At 66.6% G+C, this 18,527-nt stretch carries 15 protein-coding genes and 1 pseudogene; 8 read left to right on the top strand and 8 right to left on the bottom strand.

The genetic code is table 11. The annotated features are described in order from the left end of the window. Nucleotides 1–23: 23 nt before the first annotated feature. The 3 genes from rsmA to SHTP_RS04805 form a co-directional block, all read right to left on the bottom strand. On the bottom strand, nucleotides 24–956 hold the full coding sequence (gene rsmA, locus SHTP_RS04820; protein ID WP_096369940.1) for a 16S rRNA (adenine(1518)-N(6)/adenine(1519)-N(6))-dimethyltransferase RsmA: 933 nt from the start codon (nucleotides 954–956) through the stop codon (nucleotides 24–26). Beyond that, nucleotides 953–2,080: a resuscitation-promoting factor gene (locus tag SHTP_RS04815; protein WP_197706219.1), complete on the bottom strand. Its 1,128-nt coding sequence runs from the start codon at nucleotides 2,078–2,080 to the stop codon at nucleotides 953–955. Before SHTP_RS04815 ends, rsmA begins: the two co-directional genes overlap by 4 nt. A gap of 170 nt (nucleotides 2,081–2,250) precedes the next feature. Continuing rightward, the gene (locus tag SHTP_RS04805) at nucleotides 2,251–3,099 is read right to left on the bottom strand and encodes a TatD family hydrolase (RefSeq protein WP_096369937.1); all 849 of its coding nucleotides are present in this window, start codon (nucleotides 3,097–3,099) and stop codon (nucleotides 2,251–2,253) included. Between the two features lie 33 nt (nucleotides 3,100–3,132). Here SHTP_RS04805 and metG point away from each other — a divergent pair, with 33 nt between their 5' ends. Next, nucleotides 3,133–4,689 carry a methionine--tRNA ligase gene (metG, locus tag SHTP_RS04800; protein ID WP_096369936.1) on the top strand — a complete coding sequence of 519 codons (1,557 nt, stop codon included), beginning with the start codon at nucleotides 3,133–3,135 and terminating at the stop codon, nucleotides 4,687–4,689. Nucleotides 4,690–4,972: 283 nt separating this feature from the next. Then, entirely contained in the window at nucleotides 4,973–5,539 is a 567-nt protein-coding gene (locus SHTP_RS04795) for a serine acetyltransferase (RefSeq protein ID WP_096369935.1), read from the top strand. A gap of 67 nt (nucleotides 5,540–5,606) precedes the next feature. Here SHTP_RS04795 and SHTP_RS04790 read toward each other — a convergent pair whose 3' ends face one another. Next, a complete protein-coding gene (locus SHTP_RS04790; protein ID WP_096369934.1) occupies nucleotides 5,607–7,310 on the bottom strand; it encodes a hypothetical protein in 1,704 nt (567 codons plus the stop codon). A gap of 498 nt (nucleotides 7,311–7,808) precedes the next feature. On the opposite strand from SHTP_RS04790, the gene SHTP_RS04785 reads away from it, so the two are divergent. The 4 genes and pseudogenes from SHTP_RS04785 (at nucleotide 7,809) to SHTP_RS04770 (ending at nucleotide 12,747) form a co-directional block, all read left to right on the top strand. Further along, nucleotides 7,809–8,993: an NAD(P)/FAD-dependent oxidoreductase gene (locus SHTP_RS04785; RefSeq protein WP_011742189.1), complete on the top strand. Its 1,185-nt coding sequence runs from the start codon at nucleotides 7,809–7,811 to the stop codon at nucleotides 8,991–8,993. After that, nucleotides 8,990–9,895: an RNA polymerase sigma-70 factor gene (locus SHTP_RS04780; protein ID WP_096369933.1), complete on the top strand. Its 906-nt coding sequence runs from the start codon at nucleotides 8,990–8,992 to the stop codon at nucleotides 9,893–9,895. Before SHTP_RS04785 ends, SHTP_RS04780 begins: the two co-directional genes overlap by 4 nt. Nucleotides 9,896–9,995: 100 nt before the next feature. After that, entirely contained in the window at nucleotides 9,996–11,270 is a 1,275-nt protein-coding gene (locus tag SHTP_RS04775; RefSeq protein WP_197706218.1) for an aminodeoxychorismate synthase component I, read from the top strand. A gap of 106 nt (nucleotides 11,271–11,376) precedes the next feature. Then, nucleotides 11,377–12,747 (top strand): annotated as a pseudogene (locus tag SHTP_RS04770) (hypothetical protein). 7 nt (nucleotides 12,748–12,754) lie between these two features. Here the strand turns inward: SHTP_RS04770 and rsmI are convergent. Further along, nucleotides 12,755–13,609 (bottom strand): 16S rRNA (cytidine(1402)-2'-O)-methyltransferase, encoded by an 855-nt coding sequence (rsmI, locus tag SHTP_RS04765; protein ID WP_020726419.1) that lies wholly within the window; start codon nucleotides 13,607–13,609, stop codon nucleotides 12,755–12,757. A 25-nt stretch (nucleotides 13,610–13,634) separates the two neighbouring features. On the opposite strand from rsmI, the gene SHTP_RS04760 reads away from it, so the two are divergent. After that, the gene (locus SHTP_RS04760) at nucleotides 13,635–15,191 is read left to right on the top strand and encodes a dolichyl-phosphate-mannose--protein mannosyltransferase (RefSeq protein ID WP_096372322.1); all 1,557 of its coding nucleotides are present in this window, start codon (nucleotides 13,635–13,637) and stop codon (nucleotides 15,189–15,191) included. Here SHTP_RS04760 and arcA read toward each other — a convergent pair. Further along, nucleotides 15,188–16,396 carry an arginine deiminase gene (gene arcA / locus SHTP_RS04755; RefSeq protein ID WP_096369931.1) on the bottom strand — a complete coding sequence of 403 codons (1,209 nt, stop codon included), beginning with the start codon at nucleotides 16,394–16,396 and terminating at the stop codon, nucleotides 15,188–15,190. The two genes, SHTP_RS04760 and arcA, sit on opposite strands and share 4 nt — an antisense overlap. A 79-nt stretch (nucleotides 16,397–16,475) precedes the next feature. Between arcA and SHTP_RS04750 the strand changes: the two genes are divergently transcribed. Beyond that, entirely contained in the window at nucleotides 16,476–17,072 is a 597-nt protein-coding gene (locus SHTP_RS04750; RefSeq protein WP_197706217.1) for an alpha-ketoglutarate-dependent dioxygenase AlkB, read from the top strand. Between the two features lie 25 nt (nucleotides 17,073–17,097). Here SHTP_RS04750 and SHTP_RS04745 read toward each other — a convergent pair whose 3' ends face one another. Continuing rightward, on the bottom strand, nucleotides 17,098–17,751 hold the full coding sequence (locus SHTP_RS04745) for a DUF5642 family protein (protein WP_096369930.1): 654 nt from the start codon (nucleotides 17,749–17,751) through the stop codon (nucleotides 17,098–17,100). A 27-nt stretch (nucleotides 17,752–17,778) separates the two neighbouring features. Then, entirely contained in the window at nucleotides 17,779–18,456 is a 678-nt protein-coding gene (locus SHTP_RS04740) for a DUF5642 family protein (protein WP_096369929.1), read from the bottom strand. Nucleotides 18,457–18,527 lie beyond the last annotated feature (71 nt).

Raw genomic sequence — 18,527 nt, 5'->3', positions numbered from 1 at the left:
TACCGGCGTGCGTCCACCACCGATCAGGTCGCCGAAACCGGCCCCGGCAACTGCCCCTCATCGCCTGCCACACCGGCGTCGGGCGGCCCACCGGAGGTGTCGGCAGAGCGGGTGAGCAATCGCACGAAGTCCTCGATGGACAGCGTCTCACCACGACGAGCTGGGTCGATACTGGCCGCGAGCAACCGATTGGCCGATTCGTTGCCCGAGCCCGCCCACTCCAGGAACGCGTTTCGCGATGTCTTGCGCCGTTGTGCGAAGGCGATGTCCACCAATTCGAACACCTGCCGGCGGAAGTTCTCGTCGGTGGGCCAGGGCGTGGTCTCGTGGCGGTCGATGCGGACCAAGCCGGAGTAGACGCGCGGGATCGGCCAGAACACCGTGGGCGACACCATGCCGCAGCGGCGCACCCGTCCGTAGAAGCCGACTTTGACGCTGGGCACGCCGTATTCCTTGCCACCTGGTTCGGCGGCAAGCCGTTCGGCGACCTCAGCCTGGACCATCACGGTCACGACCCGGATGGACGGGAACTCGGCGAGTAGATGCAGCAACGCGGGAACCGCGACGTTGTAGGGCAGATTGGCGACCACCGCGGTCGGCTGGTCGGCCACGTCCTGCCTGCGCAGCGTCAAGATGTCATGATGGACGACGGTCAAGCGCCCGATCTCGCTATCGGAGTGCTCGGCCACGGTTTGGGGTAGCCGAGCCGCAAGCACCGGGTCGATCTCGACGGCCGTCACGGCGGCGCCGCGCTCCAGCAGGGCCAGCGTCAGCGAGCCCAGCCCGGGACCAACTTCGAGCACCTGGTCAGACCGGGTGATACCGGAGACAGCAACGACCTTGCGCACGGTGTTGGCGTCGTGGACGAAGTTCTGTCCAAGGGATTTGCGTGGCCGGATATCGAGTTCTTTGGCCAGCCGCCGGATCTCGGTACGCCCGAGCAGCCGGATGGTCAGTGTGCCCCCGCTCGCCCACTACACACGGGCCAGGCGCCCCAGCCCTGCCGTTGGCGGGTCACCTCGGCCACCGCGATCTGTTCTTCGCGGGTGGCCAGGTCAGCCCGCTCGGCGTACCGCAGCCCGCCGTTAGCCACCCAGGTGCCCTGATCGAACTGCACGCCGCCGTAGTAGCCGTTCCCGGTGTTGATCGCCCAGTTGCCGCCGGCCTCACAACCCGCGATGGCATCCCAGACGGATCCGTCGATCACCACGGGCACTTCGGTGCCCGGCTTGGTGCCCACCCGGACCACCGCTTCGCGCGCCGGAGTGATCACCACGTTGGCGACCGGCAGCTTGCCGGTCACCACGCCGTTGACCTCGGCGACCGCGAAGGTCACGTCCTGGGTTCCCGGCGCACCCGGGTCCTCCACCACTTCCCGGCTGATATTCATCTCGGGGTCCTCGATGCGCCGCGCCGGCGGGGGCAGCTCCACCCGCTCGGTGACCCGCTCGATGCGGTTACGCGTCACCTCGATCTGCATGCCGTCGACGATCGGAGTCGCCGCACTGGGCGCCACCTGGTCGTTGCCCTGCAACGGGGCGCCGGCCGCGCTCAGCAACGCCGCGACGTTGGCGGCCGGCAAGTGCACGCTGCGCACCACACCGCCGTCGTTGATCTGCACGTTCTTGGCGCTGACGACGGGCAATGCCATCCCCGCCAGCGGCACCCGGCTGCCACGAGAGGCCGTGGCCGGAGCCGTGTCGGTCATCGCGAGTTGGGCCAGCGCCTCATCCACGGTGGAGGCCGTGGTCCACACCTTCTTGACCTGGTGGCCGTCCAGCGAGATCTCCAGCGGGCGGCTGCGCCGCAGCACGATGGTCTCCGCGTTGTGCACCGCCACTTCGGCGGCCGGATACAGGTCGTCACCGCCTCCGACGGAGTAGCCGTTCTCCTGAACGATGTCGATCACCCGCGACTTCATCGTCGTCACCCGCATCGCGGTTCCATCGACGGTCAATGTCACGGTCTTGGACGCAGAAACTGCGTAGCCGCCGGCCAGGGCCAGTCCCACCAGCAGAGCGCCAACCACAGCGCGCAACATGGGCGATTCAGTTTGATGAAGTTTCGTAATCAGATTCAACGTCCGTCTATCCCCGACCTCAGCAACAACCCAACGACCTTTTCAGCTGAAAATGACAAAATGGGCCCAGAGGCCCACCTGTTCGATAACAAGACGGTAACGAACCGTCCAATGTTGAGCAACTCCGGCGGCGGGGTGTTACAACCGCGGACCGGGAATCGTCTGTAGGCCTAGCCTAGTCCATACACTCGCCGAGCATTGCTGGCCGTTACCTGGGCCAATTCCTCAGCACTACCATTGAGCAGCTCAGCGAGCGCCCGAACGGTGTAGGGCAGGCAATACGGTTCGTTCGCTGCACCGCGGTAGGGGTGCGGGGTCAAAAAAGGTGCATCGGTTTCGACCAGAAGCTGGTCCAGCGGTATCAGCGGGACCGCTTCGCGCAGCTCGCGGGCGTTGCGGAAGCTCACCGTCCCGGACAGGCTCAGCAACCATCCGGCCGCCACACACTCGCGAGCCATCGCAGCGTCCGACGAGAAGCAGTGGAAGATCACGGTGTCGGGAGCGCCCTCGGCGCGCAGCACGTCGAGCACCTCGCGATCGGCCTGCCGGTTGTGGATCATCAGCGGCTTGCCGGTCCGCTTGGCCAGGTCGATGTGCCAGGCAAAAGCCTCCCGCTGCACGTCGGGGTCCGCACATCCTTCCAGTCGGCCCGGCCAATACATGTCCATACCGGTCTCCCCCACCGCCACTACCCGCCGATGAGCTACCAGTTCTTCGATTTCACGGCGCGCGGCCTCGGTCAGCGCGTCGGTCCGGGTCGGGTGCAGCGCCACCGCGGCGTAGACCCGCGGATCCCACTCGGCCGCACGGGTCACCCATAGCGCCGATTCCAGATCGTCAGCGATGGTCACCACCGCCTCCACCCCGACCGCCGCGGCACGGTCGACGATGGCGATCACTCCCGCGGCATCGGCGGCGCCGCAGGCATCGAGATGGGTATGCGCGTCGATCAACGGTGCCAGGGGCTGCGGGGCGGGCGGTGCTTCTCGTTTGACGGCGCGGTTGGAGCTCACGCGCACACAATAGGACTAACCAATAAGGTGGGTTCTGAGATGAAGCCCTATTACGTCACCACTGCGATCGCGTATCCCAACGCCGCACCGCACGTGGGTCATGCATACGAATACATCGCCACCGACGCGATTGCCCGGTTCAAGCGGCTCGACGGCTTCGACGTCCGCTTCTTGACCGGGACCGACGAGCACGGGCTGAAGGTGGCGCAAGCCGCCGCGGCCGCGGACATCCCGACCGCGCAGCTGGCCCGGCGCAATTCGGATGTGTTCCAGCGCATGCAGGAAGCGTTGAACATCTCCTTCGACCGGTTCATTCGCACCACCGATTCCGACCACTACGAGGCCTCCCAGGAGATCTGGCGGCGCATGGATGCTGCCGGCGACATCTATCTGGACAGCTATTCCGGCTGGTACTCGGTGCGCGATGAAAGGTTCTTCGTCGAGTCGGAGACCCAAGTTGTCGACGGCACCCGGATAGCCACCGAAACCGGAACCCCGGTGACCTGGACCGAGGAGCAGACCTACTTCTTCCGGCTGTCGGCCTACGCCGACAAACTGCTGGCGCACTACGAAGCCAACCCGGATTTCATCGCGCCCGAGGTGCGGCGCAGCGAGGTGGTCAGCTTCGTCTCCGGTGGGCTCAAAGACCTATCGGTCTCCCGCACGTCGTTCAACTGGGGCGTTCCGGTACCCGGACATCCCGACCACGTCATGTACGTGTGGGTCGACGCGCTGACCAACTATCTGACCGGGGCCGGCTACCCGGATACCGGCTCGGAGGCCTTCCTGCGCTACTGGCCGGCTGATCTGCACATGATCGGCAAGGACATCATCCGGTTCCACGCCGTCTACTGGCCGGCATTCTTGATGTCGGCCGGCATCGAGCTGCCGCGCCGGGTTTTCGCGCACGGGTTCTTGCACAACCGCGGCGAAAAGATGAGCAAGTCGCTGGGCAACACCATCGACCCGATGGGCCTGATCGAAACGTATGGAGTGGACCAGGTTCGCTACTTCTTACTGCGCGAGGTCCCATTCGGGCAGGACGGCAGCTACAGCGAAGAAGCCATCATCAACCGGATCAACACCGATCTGGCCAACGAGCTGGGAAACCTGGCCCAGCGGTCGTTGTCGATGATCGCCAAGAACCTGGGCGGGGCGGTACCCGAGCCCGGCGAATTCTCCGCCGCCGACAGGGAGCTGCTGGCGATCGCCGACGGGCTGCTGGAACGGGTGCGCGAACACTTCGACAATCAGTCGATGCACCTTGCTCTGGAAGCGATTTGGCTGATGCTCGGCCATGCGAACAAATACTTTTCCGACCAGCAGCCGTGGGTGCTGCGCAAGAGCGGGTCCGAGACCGACCAAGCCCGGTTCCGCACGACGCTCTACACCACATGTGAGGCCGTGCGCATCGCGGCGCTACTGGTTGCGCCGGTCATGCCGGAGTCGGCCGTCAAGTTGTTGGACCTGCTGGGCCAGCGGCCAGATCAGCGGTCGTTCAACGCCATCGGCGCCCGCCTGGTCCCGGGCACCGCGATGCCGTCGCCCGCCGGTGTATTCCCGCGCTACCAGCCGCCGCCTTCCGAAACCGGGTAAGCGTTACCAGCGCGGCCGATCGCCTGTACCGCTGCGGCAGTAGTGCGGTTGAGCGAACCACTTTTGGGAGCCCACCCCACTGCCGCACTTTCGGCTTGGCCGGTCGACGCCGTGGCGCCAAGGACGCTTCCCGCGCAACGGTTTTGCCGGGCATGCTTTCAAGGTGAGCAGGGGGTTTCAACGCCAAGACTCCGGATTTGTCCAGACTCCCGGGCTCGCAGAGCGAACGGCCAGGCGCCAGGCTAGATCCCGGCATCAAGCGGACCAATAGGATGTTTCCGCAGTGATCGAGAATCGCAAGGACCTGGAGTCATACCTGGCCGCGGATCTACACGCCTACGGCCTGAATCGCTGGCGACTCCGGCACCGGATCTTGCAGCGCCCCACGCATTTTCAGCGTTTGCTACGCAAGTCCGAGTGTTGGACGAATTCGGCTCGGACGCCGGCCGGCCGACTCCTTGCCGGGTATCTTCGGCTACGAACCAAGTTCCTCGGCGAACGCCTCGGCTTCGACATCCCGCGCAACGTATTCGGCCCGGGCCTCTCGATCGCCCATATCGGCTCGATTGTCGTGAACTGCAACGCCAAAGTCGGCTCGAATTGCCGAATCCACCATGGCGTGACAATAGGTGAAGGACGCGCCGGCGAATACCCGACGATCGGCGATGACGTTTTCATCTCGGTCGGAGCCGCGGTGCTCGGCGCCGATGTCGGCAGCCGTGTGGTCATCTACGCGAGCGCGGTCGTCATCAAGCCGGTACCTGACGATGTCGAGGTCGCCGGCATTCCCGCCCGAGTCGTCAGGGACCGTCGTCCGGGCGGCCTGCGCCCCCAGAGGCCGGGCTCCTAGGTCCGGCACCCAGATCGCCGACCGGCACAGGAAACTCGTTCAGCACAACGTCAACAAACCTACGGTGTCATTGATCGCTGACCGAGGTCTGCGCGTCGCGGGGCACATCGAGTGCTGCAATGGCGTAAAAGCCGGAATCGTCGCGGCCGTCCCGAGCCAGCAGCATGGGCGGATAGTCCACCAGGTGCGAACCATTCGGTTTGTGCTGTTGCCAATCGATCGCAGCCCGTAGCGTGTAGTGACCGGCCGGCAGGCCAGTCAGATCGATACGTACCGTCTCGGTTGCCGACGCCGGTATCGGCGCAATGGCATTGCGATCGCCGGGCGCCTCGGGAACCAGAGATTTGAGGTCCACGCTCGATGGCAGCGTGCGAATCGTCTGTCCGGTGAAGTCCACCAACCGGAAGCCGGGTACCCATTTCTCGGTCGCAGCGGCGGAGCCGGAGTTGGTCCAGACCACCGAGATGGTCGCCGCCTTGCCGTCCATCCCTTGGGATCCGGGTTTGGCTTCGACCGAATAGCGATATCCCGCGGTCGCATTGGCCTGGGCCCACAGCAAGTACAGCTTGGGATCCATCGGTGAGCGCGAGTCCTCGTCGGGGAAGTTGATGCTCGATGTCATCGAGACGTGGTATCTCATGACGTCGCGCAGGCCCTTCTCGTAGTAGGCCTGCCGCGTGGTGCCCTCGGGCAATTGGCGCCATTCGGTGATCACCGGCGCCGTGGCCAGTCGTTGCCGCAGCTGCCCGACCACGGGATCTTGGGTCTGCACGTAGTGAGCGCCATTGCCGTCCGCCCAGGCCGGCATTGGCGCATAGACCCCAAGGCAGTCCGACCGGATACCGACCGGCGCGGAAAGCTTCTTGGTGACGTCGTCAGCAAGAAGTTCGCGAACGATCTCCGGGTTGGCCGGACTGGTCACCAATTGGGTTCGGGGGAAGGCGCTGACGTTCGCCCCGACCAGCTGCCGAATGGAATCGGTGGTGATGTTCTGGTCGCGGAACTGGCTGTAGTAACCAAGGGCGGCGGCGCTGGCATCGGGGGCCGGACCGGGCGCACCTAGCGAGTCACGCAGATAGGCGATGTGGTTTTCGCTGAAGTCTCCGTATCCGGAGAACTCGAACACGCTGAGCCGTTCGTCGCCGTCGTAGCGGCGGCCCAGCGCTGCCAGCAACTCGCCGAAGCTGCGCAGATAAGTGGGATCGTTGAAGTTCGGCACCACCTGCGTCACTCCGGCACCCACGCCGTGGGCCGGCCCCGGATAGCTGGTGGTGGTTCCCGGAATCGCGCGCAACCAGTCGGGCACGGCGATGTTGGTGTTGTTCGGGTAGGAGTCGTTGCAGCAGGAGTTGTAGGCGTAGATGCGCAGGGTCAAGCGCATGCGACGATCGGCCAGCTTGCTCAGCGCGTCGTCGATCAGGCCGAAGTCGTACTTGAGTTCATCGGGAGGGTTGGGCCCCAGCGTGGCCGGATCCACCGGCTGCAGCTGGCGCCACGGGAGACGCAAGCTGGCGTCGAACGACGCCGGCCAAGCCGGGTACCGCTGCTGGGCGGGATCGCGTTGCGGGAACAGCGGTTCCAAGAGGTCTTCGTACTGGCCGCGCAGCGGGTTGGGGAGCTCCTGGGAAGCTGCCGGAATCGCGGGACTGACTATCGCGGCCAGTGGGCTGTTGTTTTCGTGGCTTCTGCTGCAGCCGTCGAGTGCCCCGCCCAGTAGAAGAACCACGCACGCAACAACGATCGATGTGTGTTTCTTAATTGTCCGAACCATTCTCACATTCGAGCCAGATCGCGCCGAGCATCGACGCCTCGCGGTCGGCGAGCAACAGCATCGGCATCCAACGAGCGGATAACAACGCCGCCAACGCGTTGCTGACTACCTTCAGTTGACGAGCGGCCTGTTCGAGCCCAGATTTTCGAATGCACGCCAGTGCGCATTGATAAACCCCAGTTCGCCTGGTTTTCCGCCGGGTCTACCGGGAAAGTCACGGCTCGATTCTAGTTAAGCGAGCCTAACACGCACGCCCCGGTCCAGCCGGGCCGCCGAGCCGGCGCGCGACGGCCCAATGCGGTGACGATGCGCCCGGTCAGCTAACCGGAGGTGGTTGGCGCAAGCAGGCCCGGCCGTGGGACCGGGCGTGCCGAAAGTGAGACAGCTCACAATCGGGGCCCTTACTGTCACGGCAGGCCGGTCTGCGGTGTCTTGAGGGCACAAGTCCGTTGCGTTCCCCAAGAGTCCGCAACAACGGCAACAACACGGAGGCAGCAGATGAGCGAGATGACCGAGGACCGCAACCATGTCGTCGTGATCGGCGGCGGCTACGCCGGAATCATGGCCGCCAACCACTTGAGGTCGCGTGCGGACCTGGAGATCACCGTGGTGAACCCGCGTCCTGTCTTTGTCGAGCGGATTCGGTTGCACCAGTTGGCCGCGGGCAGCGGCACCGCCACCGTCGACTACGACTCGATGCTCGGCGACGGCATTCACCTGGTGGTCGACGCCGTCGACCGGATCGACGCCGATGAACACCGGTTGCTACTGACATCGGGATCCGAGCTGGGCTACGACTACCTGATCTACGCCGTCGGCAGCACCGCGGCGATGCCCGCCGTGGCAGGCGCCGCCGAGTTCGCATTTTCGGTGGCCGACCTCGACGGCGCGACACGGCTGCGGCACGCGATGGCCGATCTGCCCGCCGACGCCGCCATCACCGTGGTCGGCGGCGGATTGACCGGCATCGAGGCCGCGGCCGAGCTTGCCGAGCGTGGCCGCCGCGTCACGTTGGTCTGCGGCGGCAGGCTGGGGCCGTCATTGAGCAACCGCGGCCGCCGCTCGGTGGCCAGGCAACTGGGCAAACTCGGGGTGAACGTGCTGGAATCGGCGGCCGTCAGCGAAGTCCGGTGGAATGCGGTGGTGCTGGCCGATGACACGGTGCTCGCCAGCGCCGCCACCGTGTGGACGGCGGGATTCGGTGTCCCGGATCTGGCCGCCCGCAGCGGGCTCCGCACCGACGATCTGGGCCGATTGCTCACCGATGAGACGCTGACCAGCGTCAGCGATGACCGCATCGTTGCCGCCGGCGACGCCGTCGCGCCGTCGGGCCAGCCCTTGCGGATGAGCTGCCAAGCCGCCGGGCCGCTGGGGGCCCAGGCGGCAAACACGGTGCTGAGCCGGATCGCTGGAGATCAACCCGTCGCGCTGAACCAGGCGTTCGTCGGACAATGCATCAGCGTGGGCCGCAGCTACGGCACGATTCAACTCGCGCACACCGACGACACCCCGGTGAACGTGATCATCGGCGGCCGTGCCGGCGCGGCAGTCAAGGAAGCCATCTGCAAGGGCACCCTGTGGGCGCTGCGGCGCGAGGCCGCCAAACCCGGCTCGTACTTCTGGCTGAAGGGCGGCAGCCGACCCGTCCAACCGTCGGCCGAGCAACCGGTTGTGCTCCCATGACACCACCGTCGCACAGTGACGAGCATGCCGAACGGTTCACCCTGCTGCGCCCGCTGTTGTTCACCATTGCGTACGAAATCCTGGGCTCAGCAACCGAATCCGACGACGTGCTGCAGGAGAGCTATTTGCGGTGGGCGGCGGTCGACTTGTCGGCCGTCCGCGACACCAAGTCCTACCTGGCCCAACTGGTAACTCGCCAGTCGCTTAACGCATTGCGGGCCGGCGCTCGCCGCCGCGAGGAGTACGTGGGGCCGTGGCTCCCCGAGCCGCTGCTACTCGACGAGAGCGACCCGTCGGCTGATCTGGTACTCGCGGAATCGGTGTCGATGGCCATGCTGGTCCTGCTGGAGACCCTGACCCCCGACGAGCGCGCGGTGTTCGTACTGCGCGAGGTGTTCGGATTCGACTATGAGGAGATCGCCGACGCGGTGGGAAAGCCCGCTCCGACGGTGCGCCAGGTCGCTCACCGGGCCCGCGCGCACATCCAGGCGCGGCGCAAGAAGTACGGCGATGTCGACCCGCAACGCAATGCGCAGCTCACCGCCCAGTTTCTGCAGACCGCTGCCAGCGGCGACGTGGAAGCGTTGATGGCGATGCTGGCACCGGATGCGACCTGGCTGGCCGACAGTGGCGGCAAGGTGTCTGCGGCCCGCAAGCCGGTGGTCGGCGCCGAACGGGTGGCCAGGGCCATCACCGGGCTCATCCGCAAAGCAGCAACCGAACTGCAGGTCGAGCTGGTGACGTGCAACATTGCTCCCGCGGTCCTGTTCTATCTCGGCGGGCAGTTGGAGGGAGTGATCACGCTGGAAATCGTCGGCGACAAGATCACCAATTTCTATGTGATGCGTAATCCGGACAAGCTGACGGCGGTGGCGCGGGCCCACGAAATCAGCCGCGGCTAGGCGTCGCGGCCCGGCCGCTCACCGGCACCGCCGCACCGCCTGCCGTCGCCGGGCTGGACTCGTGGCGTGCGAAAACCCATCGTTCTGTCAAGCTAAAGCGGTGTTAATCGACCGGCTCGGCGATCTTGGCAGCGCCCCCCAGGTGCTGCGCGCCGTCGGCCATGCCACCCGGCAACTGGATCTGCCGCCGCCGGCCGCCCTCACTGGCGAATGGTTCGGCGCGCTGGCAGTCATCGCCCCCAGTGTGTCGGTGCGGCCGGTGACCAGCACAGATACCTTCCCGATCCGGCGCGGCGCCGATACCGCGGCGGCGTCGGTGCCGGGCGCGGTCGGTGGCGGCTGGGTGGGCTATCTGTCCTATCCAGACCCTGGCGCCGACGGACACGGTGGCCGAATCCCGGAAGCGGCCGGCGGCTGGACCGACAGCGTGCTGCGCCGGGACCGCGACGGGCAGTGGTGGTACGAAAACCTGTCCGGTGCGCCCATGCCGGACTGGCTGGGCAACGCGCTATCAGCAACCCCGGGGCTATCCGCCCGCCCGGCGGCGACCTGCCTGATCGACTGGGGAACGGCCGACCGGCACGCACACCGCGAAGGCGTGCTGGCCTGCTTGGATGCGATCGCGGCCGGCGAGGTCTACCAGGCGTGCGTATGCACCCAGTTCACCGGAACGGTGGCCGGGGACCCACTGGATTTCTTCATCGACGGAGTCGCGCGCACTTCCCCGGCCCGGGCCGCCTATGTCGCCGGCGATTGGGGCACGATCGCATCGCTGTCCCCCGAGCTTTTCCTGCAGCGTCGCGGCGACACGGTGACATCCAGCCCGATCAAGGGGACCCTGCCCCTGGACGCCTGGCCGTCGGCGTTGCGGGCATCGCCCAAAGAGGTGGCCGAAAACATCATGATCGTGGACTTGGTCCGCAACGACCTTGGCCGGGTTGCGATTACCGGCACCGTGACGGTGCCCGAACTGCTGGTGGTGCGGCGCGCCCCTGGGGTGTGGCACCTGGTGTCCACGGTGTCGGCCCAGGTCCCGGTCGAGTTGCCGACCTCGGCGCTCCTGGACGCCACCTTCCCACCCGCCTCGGTCACCGGAACACCCAAACTCCGTGCCCGCCAATTGATTTCGCAATGGGAACAGCGCCGTCGTGGAATTTACTGCGGCACAGTTGGTTTGGCCTCTCCAATCGCCGGTTGCGAGCTCAACGTCGCCATCCGCACCGTGGAATTCGACACGATAGGCAACGCGGTACTGGGCGTGGGAGGCGGCATCACCGCCGACTCCGATCCCGGCACCGAATGGGAAGAATGCCTGCATAAGGCCGCGCCCGTCGTTGGCTTGCCGGCGCCCACAACCGCCACCAGGGTGGGCTAGTCAGCAAACCGGGCCCCGATAACCAACGAATTTCGGCCAACGCCCACGCAATGGGCCGCTGACGCCTAAGCTCCTAAGGATCGACCCGTGTGCGCGCCGCGGTCGAATGCGAGAGGGGACCTTCATGAGAGTCGGTGTCGTTGGCGTTGCCGCCGCGGCCATGGTGGGCGGGACGGTGGCGGTTTCGCCACTGACCATGTCCGGGCCGATGCACGCGCCTAACCAGGGGACATGCACCGCGGGGTAGCAATGCGACCGGCTGGCATCGGTCCTGATACCGAAGCCGCCCGGAGAGGCAGCACAGCCCGCCGGACCGGCGGAGATAACCCCCGCCGAGGCACCGCAGGCCATGCTGCCGGGCTTGGAGCAGCCACCCGCGGTCCCTGCAGCAGCTCGCATTCCCGGCGGATCGGGCCTACCGGGCGGCCTGGACGCGGGCGGCTCGGCCCTGACCGCGTTGCCGCGCCCTGCCGGCGTCCCTGACGTCGGCATTCCCGGCGTTGGCATCCCCGGTGTCGGTCTTCCCAGCGTGGGTGTTCCGACGGTTGGTTTCCCCACGATCGGTGTGCCCTCGGTGCCGAACGTGGTCGGCTCGGTGCTGGGCATCACCGGCTCAGTGACGAGCGCCGTGACTTCCGGCGCACTGGCAGTCACCTACGTCATGCTCGCCTACAACACCCTGCGCTCGGCAGGAATCCTGCCGGACCTCAGCGTACCGATCAGCTCCGTGACCAATATGCTGCTGCCCTCCACGGCGACGGCATCATCGCTGCTGCCCACCTTGGCCGCGCCGGGCCTGGCCGCCTTGCCCGGCCTGACCCCCGCAGGTCTGGTCACGCTGGCGTCAATGGGCGGAATACCGGGTCTTAGCCTGCCCGCCCTGTCGGGAGTGTCTCCAGCAACTCTGCTGACCGAGGCGGCCAATGCCTTGCCGGGTCTGGCGAGCGTGTCAACCACCGACCTGCTGGCGGTGGCCGTGATGGGCGGAGCGCCGCAGCTGGCCTCCATGCTGCCCATGCTTCAGGCCGCGCTGCCGGGCATGTCGGCCACCGATGTGATGGCGATGGTGACGGGCGGACTGCCGCAGCTGCCGGGCGGCCTGCCAAACCTTCAGGCCATTCTGCCCGGGGGCGATCCGACGATGCTGGCAGCGGCGCTGCCGGCACTGGCAGCGGGCGGTCTGCCGGCCCTGGCAGCGGGCGGTCTGCCGGCCCTGCCGGCCGCGGGCCTCCCCGCCCTGCCGGCCGCGGGCCTACCCGCGCTCCCGGCCGCGGGCCTACCCGCCCTGCCGGCCGGTTTGCCCGCGCCCAAGGTCGGTCTACCGTCATTGGGCGGTCCACCGGCGCCGCCACAGCTGCCACAGCTGCCGGCGCTGCCGGCACCGGCCCCTCCGAAGATCTCGCCTCCGAAGATCTCGCCCCCGCGCCTGTGTACGCCGACAATCGGCCCCATCGGGAGCACCTGCACACCCAACTGATCGGCAGCTACGGCGCCGCATCCGTTTCGCGGCGCGCCAGCTGGACCGCATCGTAGAGTTCGCGCGTACGGATGCCCTGGTGCCCCGTAGCCACCTCACTGCAGGCGTCTTTGACCCGAATGCCGCCCGCGACGAGGTTCTCCACCTCCGCCACCAGCGACTGCAGGTCGACGTGCAACGGGGCAGCACCGGCCAGTACCACGGTGATTTCGCCGAGCACGCCGTCGGCCGCCCAGTCGGCAAGTTCGCCGAGCGATCCGCGTCGCACCTCCTCGTGCACCTTCGTCAGTTCCCGGCAGACCGCGGCGGGGCGCGAACCCCCGAGCTGCTCGACGGCATCGCGCAGGCACGCCGCCAGCCTGCGCGGTGACTCGAAGAACACGCAGGTGCGCGGCTCTTCGGCCAGCGAGGCCAGCCAGGCCCGGCGCGCCCCGCTCTTGCGTGGCGCAAACCCCTCGAAGCAGAACTTGTCCGACGCCAAACCGGATACCACCAGTGCCGTCGTTACCGCGGACGGCCCGGGCAGGCAAGTCACCGAGATCCCGGCCTCGATACACGCCGCCACCAATCGATAGCCGGGGTCGTTGATGATCGGCATTCCGGCGTCGCTGACCACCAACACCGTCGCGCCGGCTTCAATCGCCTCGACCAGGGCGCCCACCCGCAAGGCCTCAACCCGATCGAACAGGCTGACCACGCGGCCGCCAATCGAGATGTCGAGCGCCTTGGCCAGGGTTCGCACGCGGCGCGTGTCCTCGGCCGCCACCACATCGGCACTGGTGAGCGCATCGATCAGGCGCGCGGACGCATCCGAGGGCTGGCCCAATGGGGTTGCCCCGAGCAGCAGACGACCAACGGTCATGACCGACAGCCTACGATCGACACCGATGACCGCACCGCCTCAAGAAACCTCCGTCGTCGCCGGGGAACGCGCGGTACCCGTTGTCAGTCCCGGACCGCTGGTGCCGATCGCGGATTTCGGGCCGGTCGACCGGTTGCGCGGCTGGGTGGTGACCGGCGTAATCACGCTGCTCGCCGCGGTGACCCGGTTCCTGAACCTGGGTTCGCCGACCGATGCCGGCACGCCGATCTTCGACGAGAAACACTACGCACCGCAAGCCTGGCAGGTGCTCAACAACCACGGCATCGAAGACAACCCGGGGTTCGGCCTGGTCGTTCATCCTCCCGTCGGCAAACAGATGATTGCGATCGGTGAGGCCCTGTTCGGGTACACCGGATTGGGGTGGCGATTCAGCGGCGCGCTGCTGGGCGTGGTCATGGTGGCGCTGGTGGTGCGGATAGTGCGCCGCATCACCCGGTCAACCCTGGTCGGAGCCATTGCCGGACTACTGCTCATCTGTGACGGTGTCAGCTTCGTGGCCGCCCGCACCGCGCTGCTCGACAGCTTCCTGACGTTTTTCGTGGTGGCCGCCTTCGGCGCGCTCATCGTCGATCGCGATCAGGTGCGGGCGCGCATGCACGTCGCCATGCTGCAGGGACGTATCGGCGAGACGGCCTGGGGCCCGCGGCTGGGGGTGCGGTGGTGGCGCTTCGGTGCCGGGGTGCTGCTGGGCCTGGCCTTCGCCACCAAGTGGTCTGGTCTGTATTTCATCGCGTTCTTCGGCGCCATGTCGCTGGCGTTCGACGTGGCGGCGCGGCGTCAGTATCGGGTGCCCCGGCCATGGCTGGGAATGTTGCGTCGCGACCTCATCCCCACCGGATATGCGCTGGCACTCATCCCGTTCGGGGTCTACCTGGCCTCCTATGCGGGGTGGTTCGCGTCGGAGACTGCGATTGACCGCCACCAGGTGGGCCTGACCATCGGTCCCGATAGCGTGGTTCCGCTGCCCGACGCCATTCGGTCGCTCTGGTACTACACCGCCAAGGCGTTTCACTTCCACGCCACCCTGACGAATTCCGCCGGCAATCACCACCCATGGGAGTCCAAGCCGTGGAGCTGGCCGATGTCGTTGCGCCCGGTGCTTTATGCCATCGATCAGCAGAACGTTCCCGGCTGCGGTCCACAGTCCTGTGTCAAGGCCGAGATGCTGGTCGGCACGCCCGCAATGTGGTGGCTGGCCGTGCCGGTGTTGCTCTACGCGGCGTGGCGAATGTTTGTGCGCCGGGACTGGCGTTACGCGGTCGTCCTGGTTGGCTACTGCGCCGGGTGGTTGCCCTGGTTCGCCGACATCGATCGACAGATGTACTTCTTCTATGCGGCGACCATGGCCCCATTTTTGGTGATGGCCATCGCGTTGATTCTCGGTGACATCCTCCACCAGCCCGGCCAGGGCAAGGAGCGGCACACCTTGGGGCTGATCTTCGTCTGCTGCTACATCGCGTTGGTGGCGACAAACTTCGCGTGGTTGTTTCCGGTGCTCACCGGCCTGCCGATCTCACAGCAGACCTGGGACATGCAGATGTGGCTCCCCAGCTGGCGCTAGGGCAAGGGGTCTCGGGCGACCGGGCATGACATGCACCGCGGCCCGCCCCGGCCGGTACCCAACTCGGATCCGCCGATGGCGAGCACTTCGATGCCCGCCGCCTCGAGGCGCGCGTTGGTCTGGGCATTGCGCTCGTAGGCGACGACGACACCCGGCGCCAACGCCAGTGTGTTGTTTCCGTCGTCCCACTGCTCACGTTCGGCGACAACGGGATCGATACCGGTCCCGATGACCTGCAGCTTTTCGATGCCCATCGCACGGGCGGCCGCCTCCACGAACGGAGCCGCATCGCTGATGGTGACGCCATCGGGCTGGCGCTCGATGGTGAAGGCCGTGAGCTCATCGACGACGTTCGCGTACATCACCACCTTGTCGACGTCGACCATCGTGCACACAGTATCCAAATGCATTTGGGCACGCCGCTGAGCGATCGGCACGGCCAGCACCGTGTGGGCGAGGTCGTCATCAAAAAGGCTCCGCGCCAATGCTTCCGCACCGGCCGGCGTGGTTCGCTCCCCCACCCCGACGGCAACCACGCCGGGAGCCAGTAGCAGCACGTCACCGCCCTCGACGGGAGCGGTGCGCGACTCGTAGGCGCGGCGTATTCCGGTGAAGCGCGGGTGATGGGCGTAGATGATGTCGGTCAGCGACGCCTCGCGTACGCGCGCCCGCATCGCCAGCGACGGGATGACAAACCGCGGCCCGATCCATATCGACGAGTCGCGGGTGAACAGCAGATTCGGCAGGGGCTCGATGACAAAGTCCGCGTCGTGGTGCATCCGAACCACCAGCGACACGTCGGTGCGGGCATCGACCGGAAGCTCGTTGAACGTCATCCCGGCGGTCAGGACATGCGACAGCCGAACCGGGTCCAGACCACGCAGGTAAGCGGAAAGCTCTTGCGCCAAGGGTATTCCAAGCCGACGCGAATCCACGGCGGCCGCGACCCCCTGCATGCGGGCGGCGCCGCTGTGCAGCGCCTCGGTCAGTAGCTCGGAAAGCAACAGCACTTCCACACCACGAGAGCGCAGCAGCTCGGCGAATTGGTCATGCTCCTCCTGCGCCCGCGATACCCACGGCAGCCCATCAAAGAGCAGCTGGTCGCTGTTGCGCGGGGTGAGCCTGCGCAATTCGGTTCCCGGGCGGTGCAGGATGACGACCTTCAGCGTTCCCACTTCGGAATTGGAGCCCAACTCATCAACCACAACTCAAACCGTAGCGGTGCCGGCTTCACCGGTCGCGCCGTACGTCGCCATCGAACTGATGTGCGATAAGCTCGGTGCCGTGGCGTTCGCGGTACAGGGCTCGCTATTCGAGCACAACGAGCGAAGACAACTCGGCGACGGCGCCTTCATCGATATCCGCGCGAACTGGCTCAGAGCCGGCGATGACCTGCTGGAGGCGTTGATATCGCGCGTTCCTTGGCGATCCGAGCGGCGCCAGATGTATGACCGGGTGGTGGAGGTGCCCCGGCTGGTCAGTTTTCATGACCTGATGATCGAAGAGCCGCCGCACCCCGAGCTCGCCCGGATGCGGCGGCGGCTCAACGACATCTACGGTGGCGAACTGGGCGAGCCCTTCACCACCGTCGGACTGTGTTGCTATCGAGACGGTTCCGACAGCGTCGCCTGGCACGGCGACACGATCGGCCGCAGCAGCACCGAGGACACCATGGTCGCGATCGTCAGCCTTGGCGCCACCCGCATCTTCGCGCTGCGCCCGCGCGGCGGCGGAGCGTCGTTGCGGCTTCCACTGGCGCATGGGGATCTGCTGGTGATGGGCGGATCATGTCAGCGCACCTGGGAGCATTCGGTACCCAAGACATCAACCCCGGCGGGCCCGCGGGTCAGCATCCAGTTTCGGCCGCGCGGCGTGTGCTAGCGGCGCCGGCGAAACCTCAACAACCTCAACGACGCACCGCTTGCACCGCTTTGACGAGTAGGTCGCGGGCGCGGTGGGTGTCTACCGGCGCCACGTTCTGGCCCGGGACGACGAGCGGATTGGCGATGACGTTGAGCTGATAGTCACCGAATTGCGCGGAGAAATCGTAAAGCTCGCCGGTGTGCGCCGATCCGTCCACCAGGGCCTGAAGCACGCGATGCACACCGAGTGTGTGCACCCCCTCGATGTGCGGGGCTTCGACCACCTCAATGCCGCCGCGTACCCCGGCACCGGAGAAAGCGATCTTGGCGCACTCCTTACCCGGGTCATTGGTCGGCAGGATCTGCGAGGTCTCCACCGCGATGACGACGAATCGATTGCCATTGCCTTCGGCGGTGACAGCGGCCATATTGCCCTGCAAACCGGGTGGCAGCGGTGGCCCCACGGCCGCTGTCGCGCAGATGGCCGGATCGAAGGTCAGTCCGTCGGGCAATTTGCGGGCGGCAAAGAACTGCGGATCGATAGCCCGGGGCGGGATCTCGCTGACTTTGAAGTCCGGTCCGAAACTCGATTTGAGTTCCGTAACTCGGGAGATGTCGGCGGTCATCGAAGGCGCGGCTCCGTGCGAACACCCGACAAGCAAGCACACCAATCCGAGCGCCAGCGCCACCTTCGACATCGTGGCTACCCTACCCAACGCGAAAAGTCAGCTTCGTAACATTGCCACCGTTTTGACCAGCAGATCCGCGGCGAACTGCGGCGGCAGCGGCGGCAGCACCGAACCCGGGTCGGTGGTCACTGCGGTGAACGCATAGTAGTCGCCCAGATAGGCGGTGAACGTGTATGTCTGCGAGTCGATTTCGGTGCCGGCTTCCACCGGTGTCCGAACCCTGGCAACCATGCCCAGCGTTCGGGCGCCCTCGATGCGGGGAGCTTCGACCAGCTCGACGTTGGCCCGGGTGCTCCCGTCGGACATGGTCCATTGCGCACACTCAGCGACCACGCTGTCGTCCACGATCACCGGGCCCGACGGCACCGAAACCACCACCGCATTGACGATGCCGCCAGCGCCCGAACCGGACACCCCCTGGGCGAACTGGTCGCGCCCATCGCCCGGATCGGCAAGCGTCGCGCATCGCGCCGGCGTGGCGGTCGCACCGGCCCCCAGATGCCAGAGCGCGCGCGGTGGCGCGCCTTCGGGGACATCACTGCCCACTTCGTAGCCGGGCGGCAGTTCGCGGGCGACCCGCTTGATGTTGGCCGGGTTGATGACGGCGGAGCGCGCCGCCGGGGAGGATCGCACCGGCACGATCACCGACGCCGGGGACCGCGCGCATGAGCCCACCAGCAGGATGGCCAGCAGACCGATCCAGAGCGGGCGCATGACCGTTCATATCACGCCGCGTGGGCCCCGTCAGGGGGTTCGGCGGTGCTTGAGTCCGCACCGGCCCCCGA

This window comes from Mycobacterium ulcerans subsp. shinshuense, from assembly GCF_002355775.1.
In the GTDB taxonomy this organism is placed as follows: Bacteria; Actinomycetota; Actinomycetes; order Mycobacteriales; family Mycobacteriaceae; genus Mycobacterium; species Mycobacterium marinum.
The sequence above is the reverse complement of the archived record's forward strand: the minus strand, read 5'-3'. Positions and strand labels throughout refer to the sequence as shown.

Coding starts and splice junctions, on each gene's coding strand:
- SHTP_RS04760 (WP_096372322.1), top strand. CDS start 13,635: ATGACCGCACCGCCTCAAGAAACCTCCGTCGTCGCCGGGGAACGCGCG.
- SHTP_RS04745 (WP_096369930.1), bottom strand. CDS start 17,751: ATGTCGAAGGTGGCGCTGGCGCTCGGATTGGTGTGCTTGCTTGTCGGG.
- rsmI (WP_020726419.1), bottom strand. CDS start 13,609: ATGACCGTTGGTCGTCTGCTGCTCGGGGCAACCCCATTGGGCCAGCCC.
- SHTP_RS04780 (WP_096369933.1), top strand. CDS start 8,990: ATGACACCACCGTCGCACAGTGACGAGCATGCCGAACGGTTCACCCTG.
- SHTP_RS04785 (WP_011742189.1), top strand. CDS start 7,809: ATGAGCGAGATGACCGAGGACCGCAACCATGTCGTCGTGATCGGCGGC.
- SHTP_RS04740 (WP_096369929.1), bottom strand. CDS start 18,456: ATGCGCCCGCTCTGGATCGGTCTGCTGGCCATCCTGCTGGTGGGCTCA.
- metG (WP_096369936.1), top strand. CDS start 3,133: ATGAAGCCCTATTACGTCACCACTGCGATCGCGTATCCCAACGCCGCA.
- SHTP_RS04790 (WP_096369934.1), bottom strand. CDS start 7,310: ATGGTTCGGACAATTAAGAAACACACATCGATCGTTGTTGCGTGCGTG.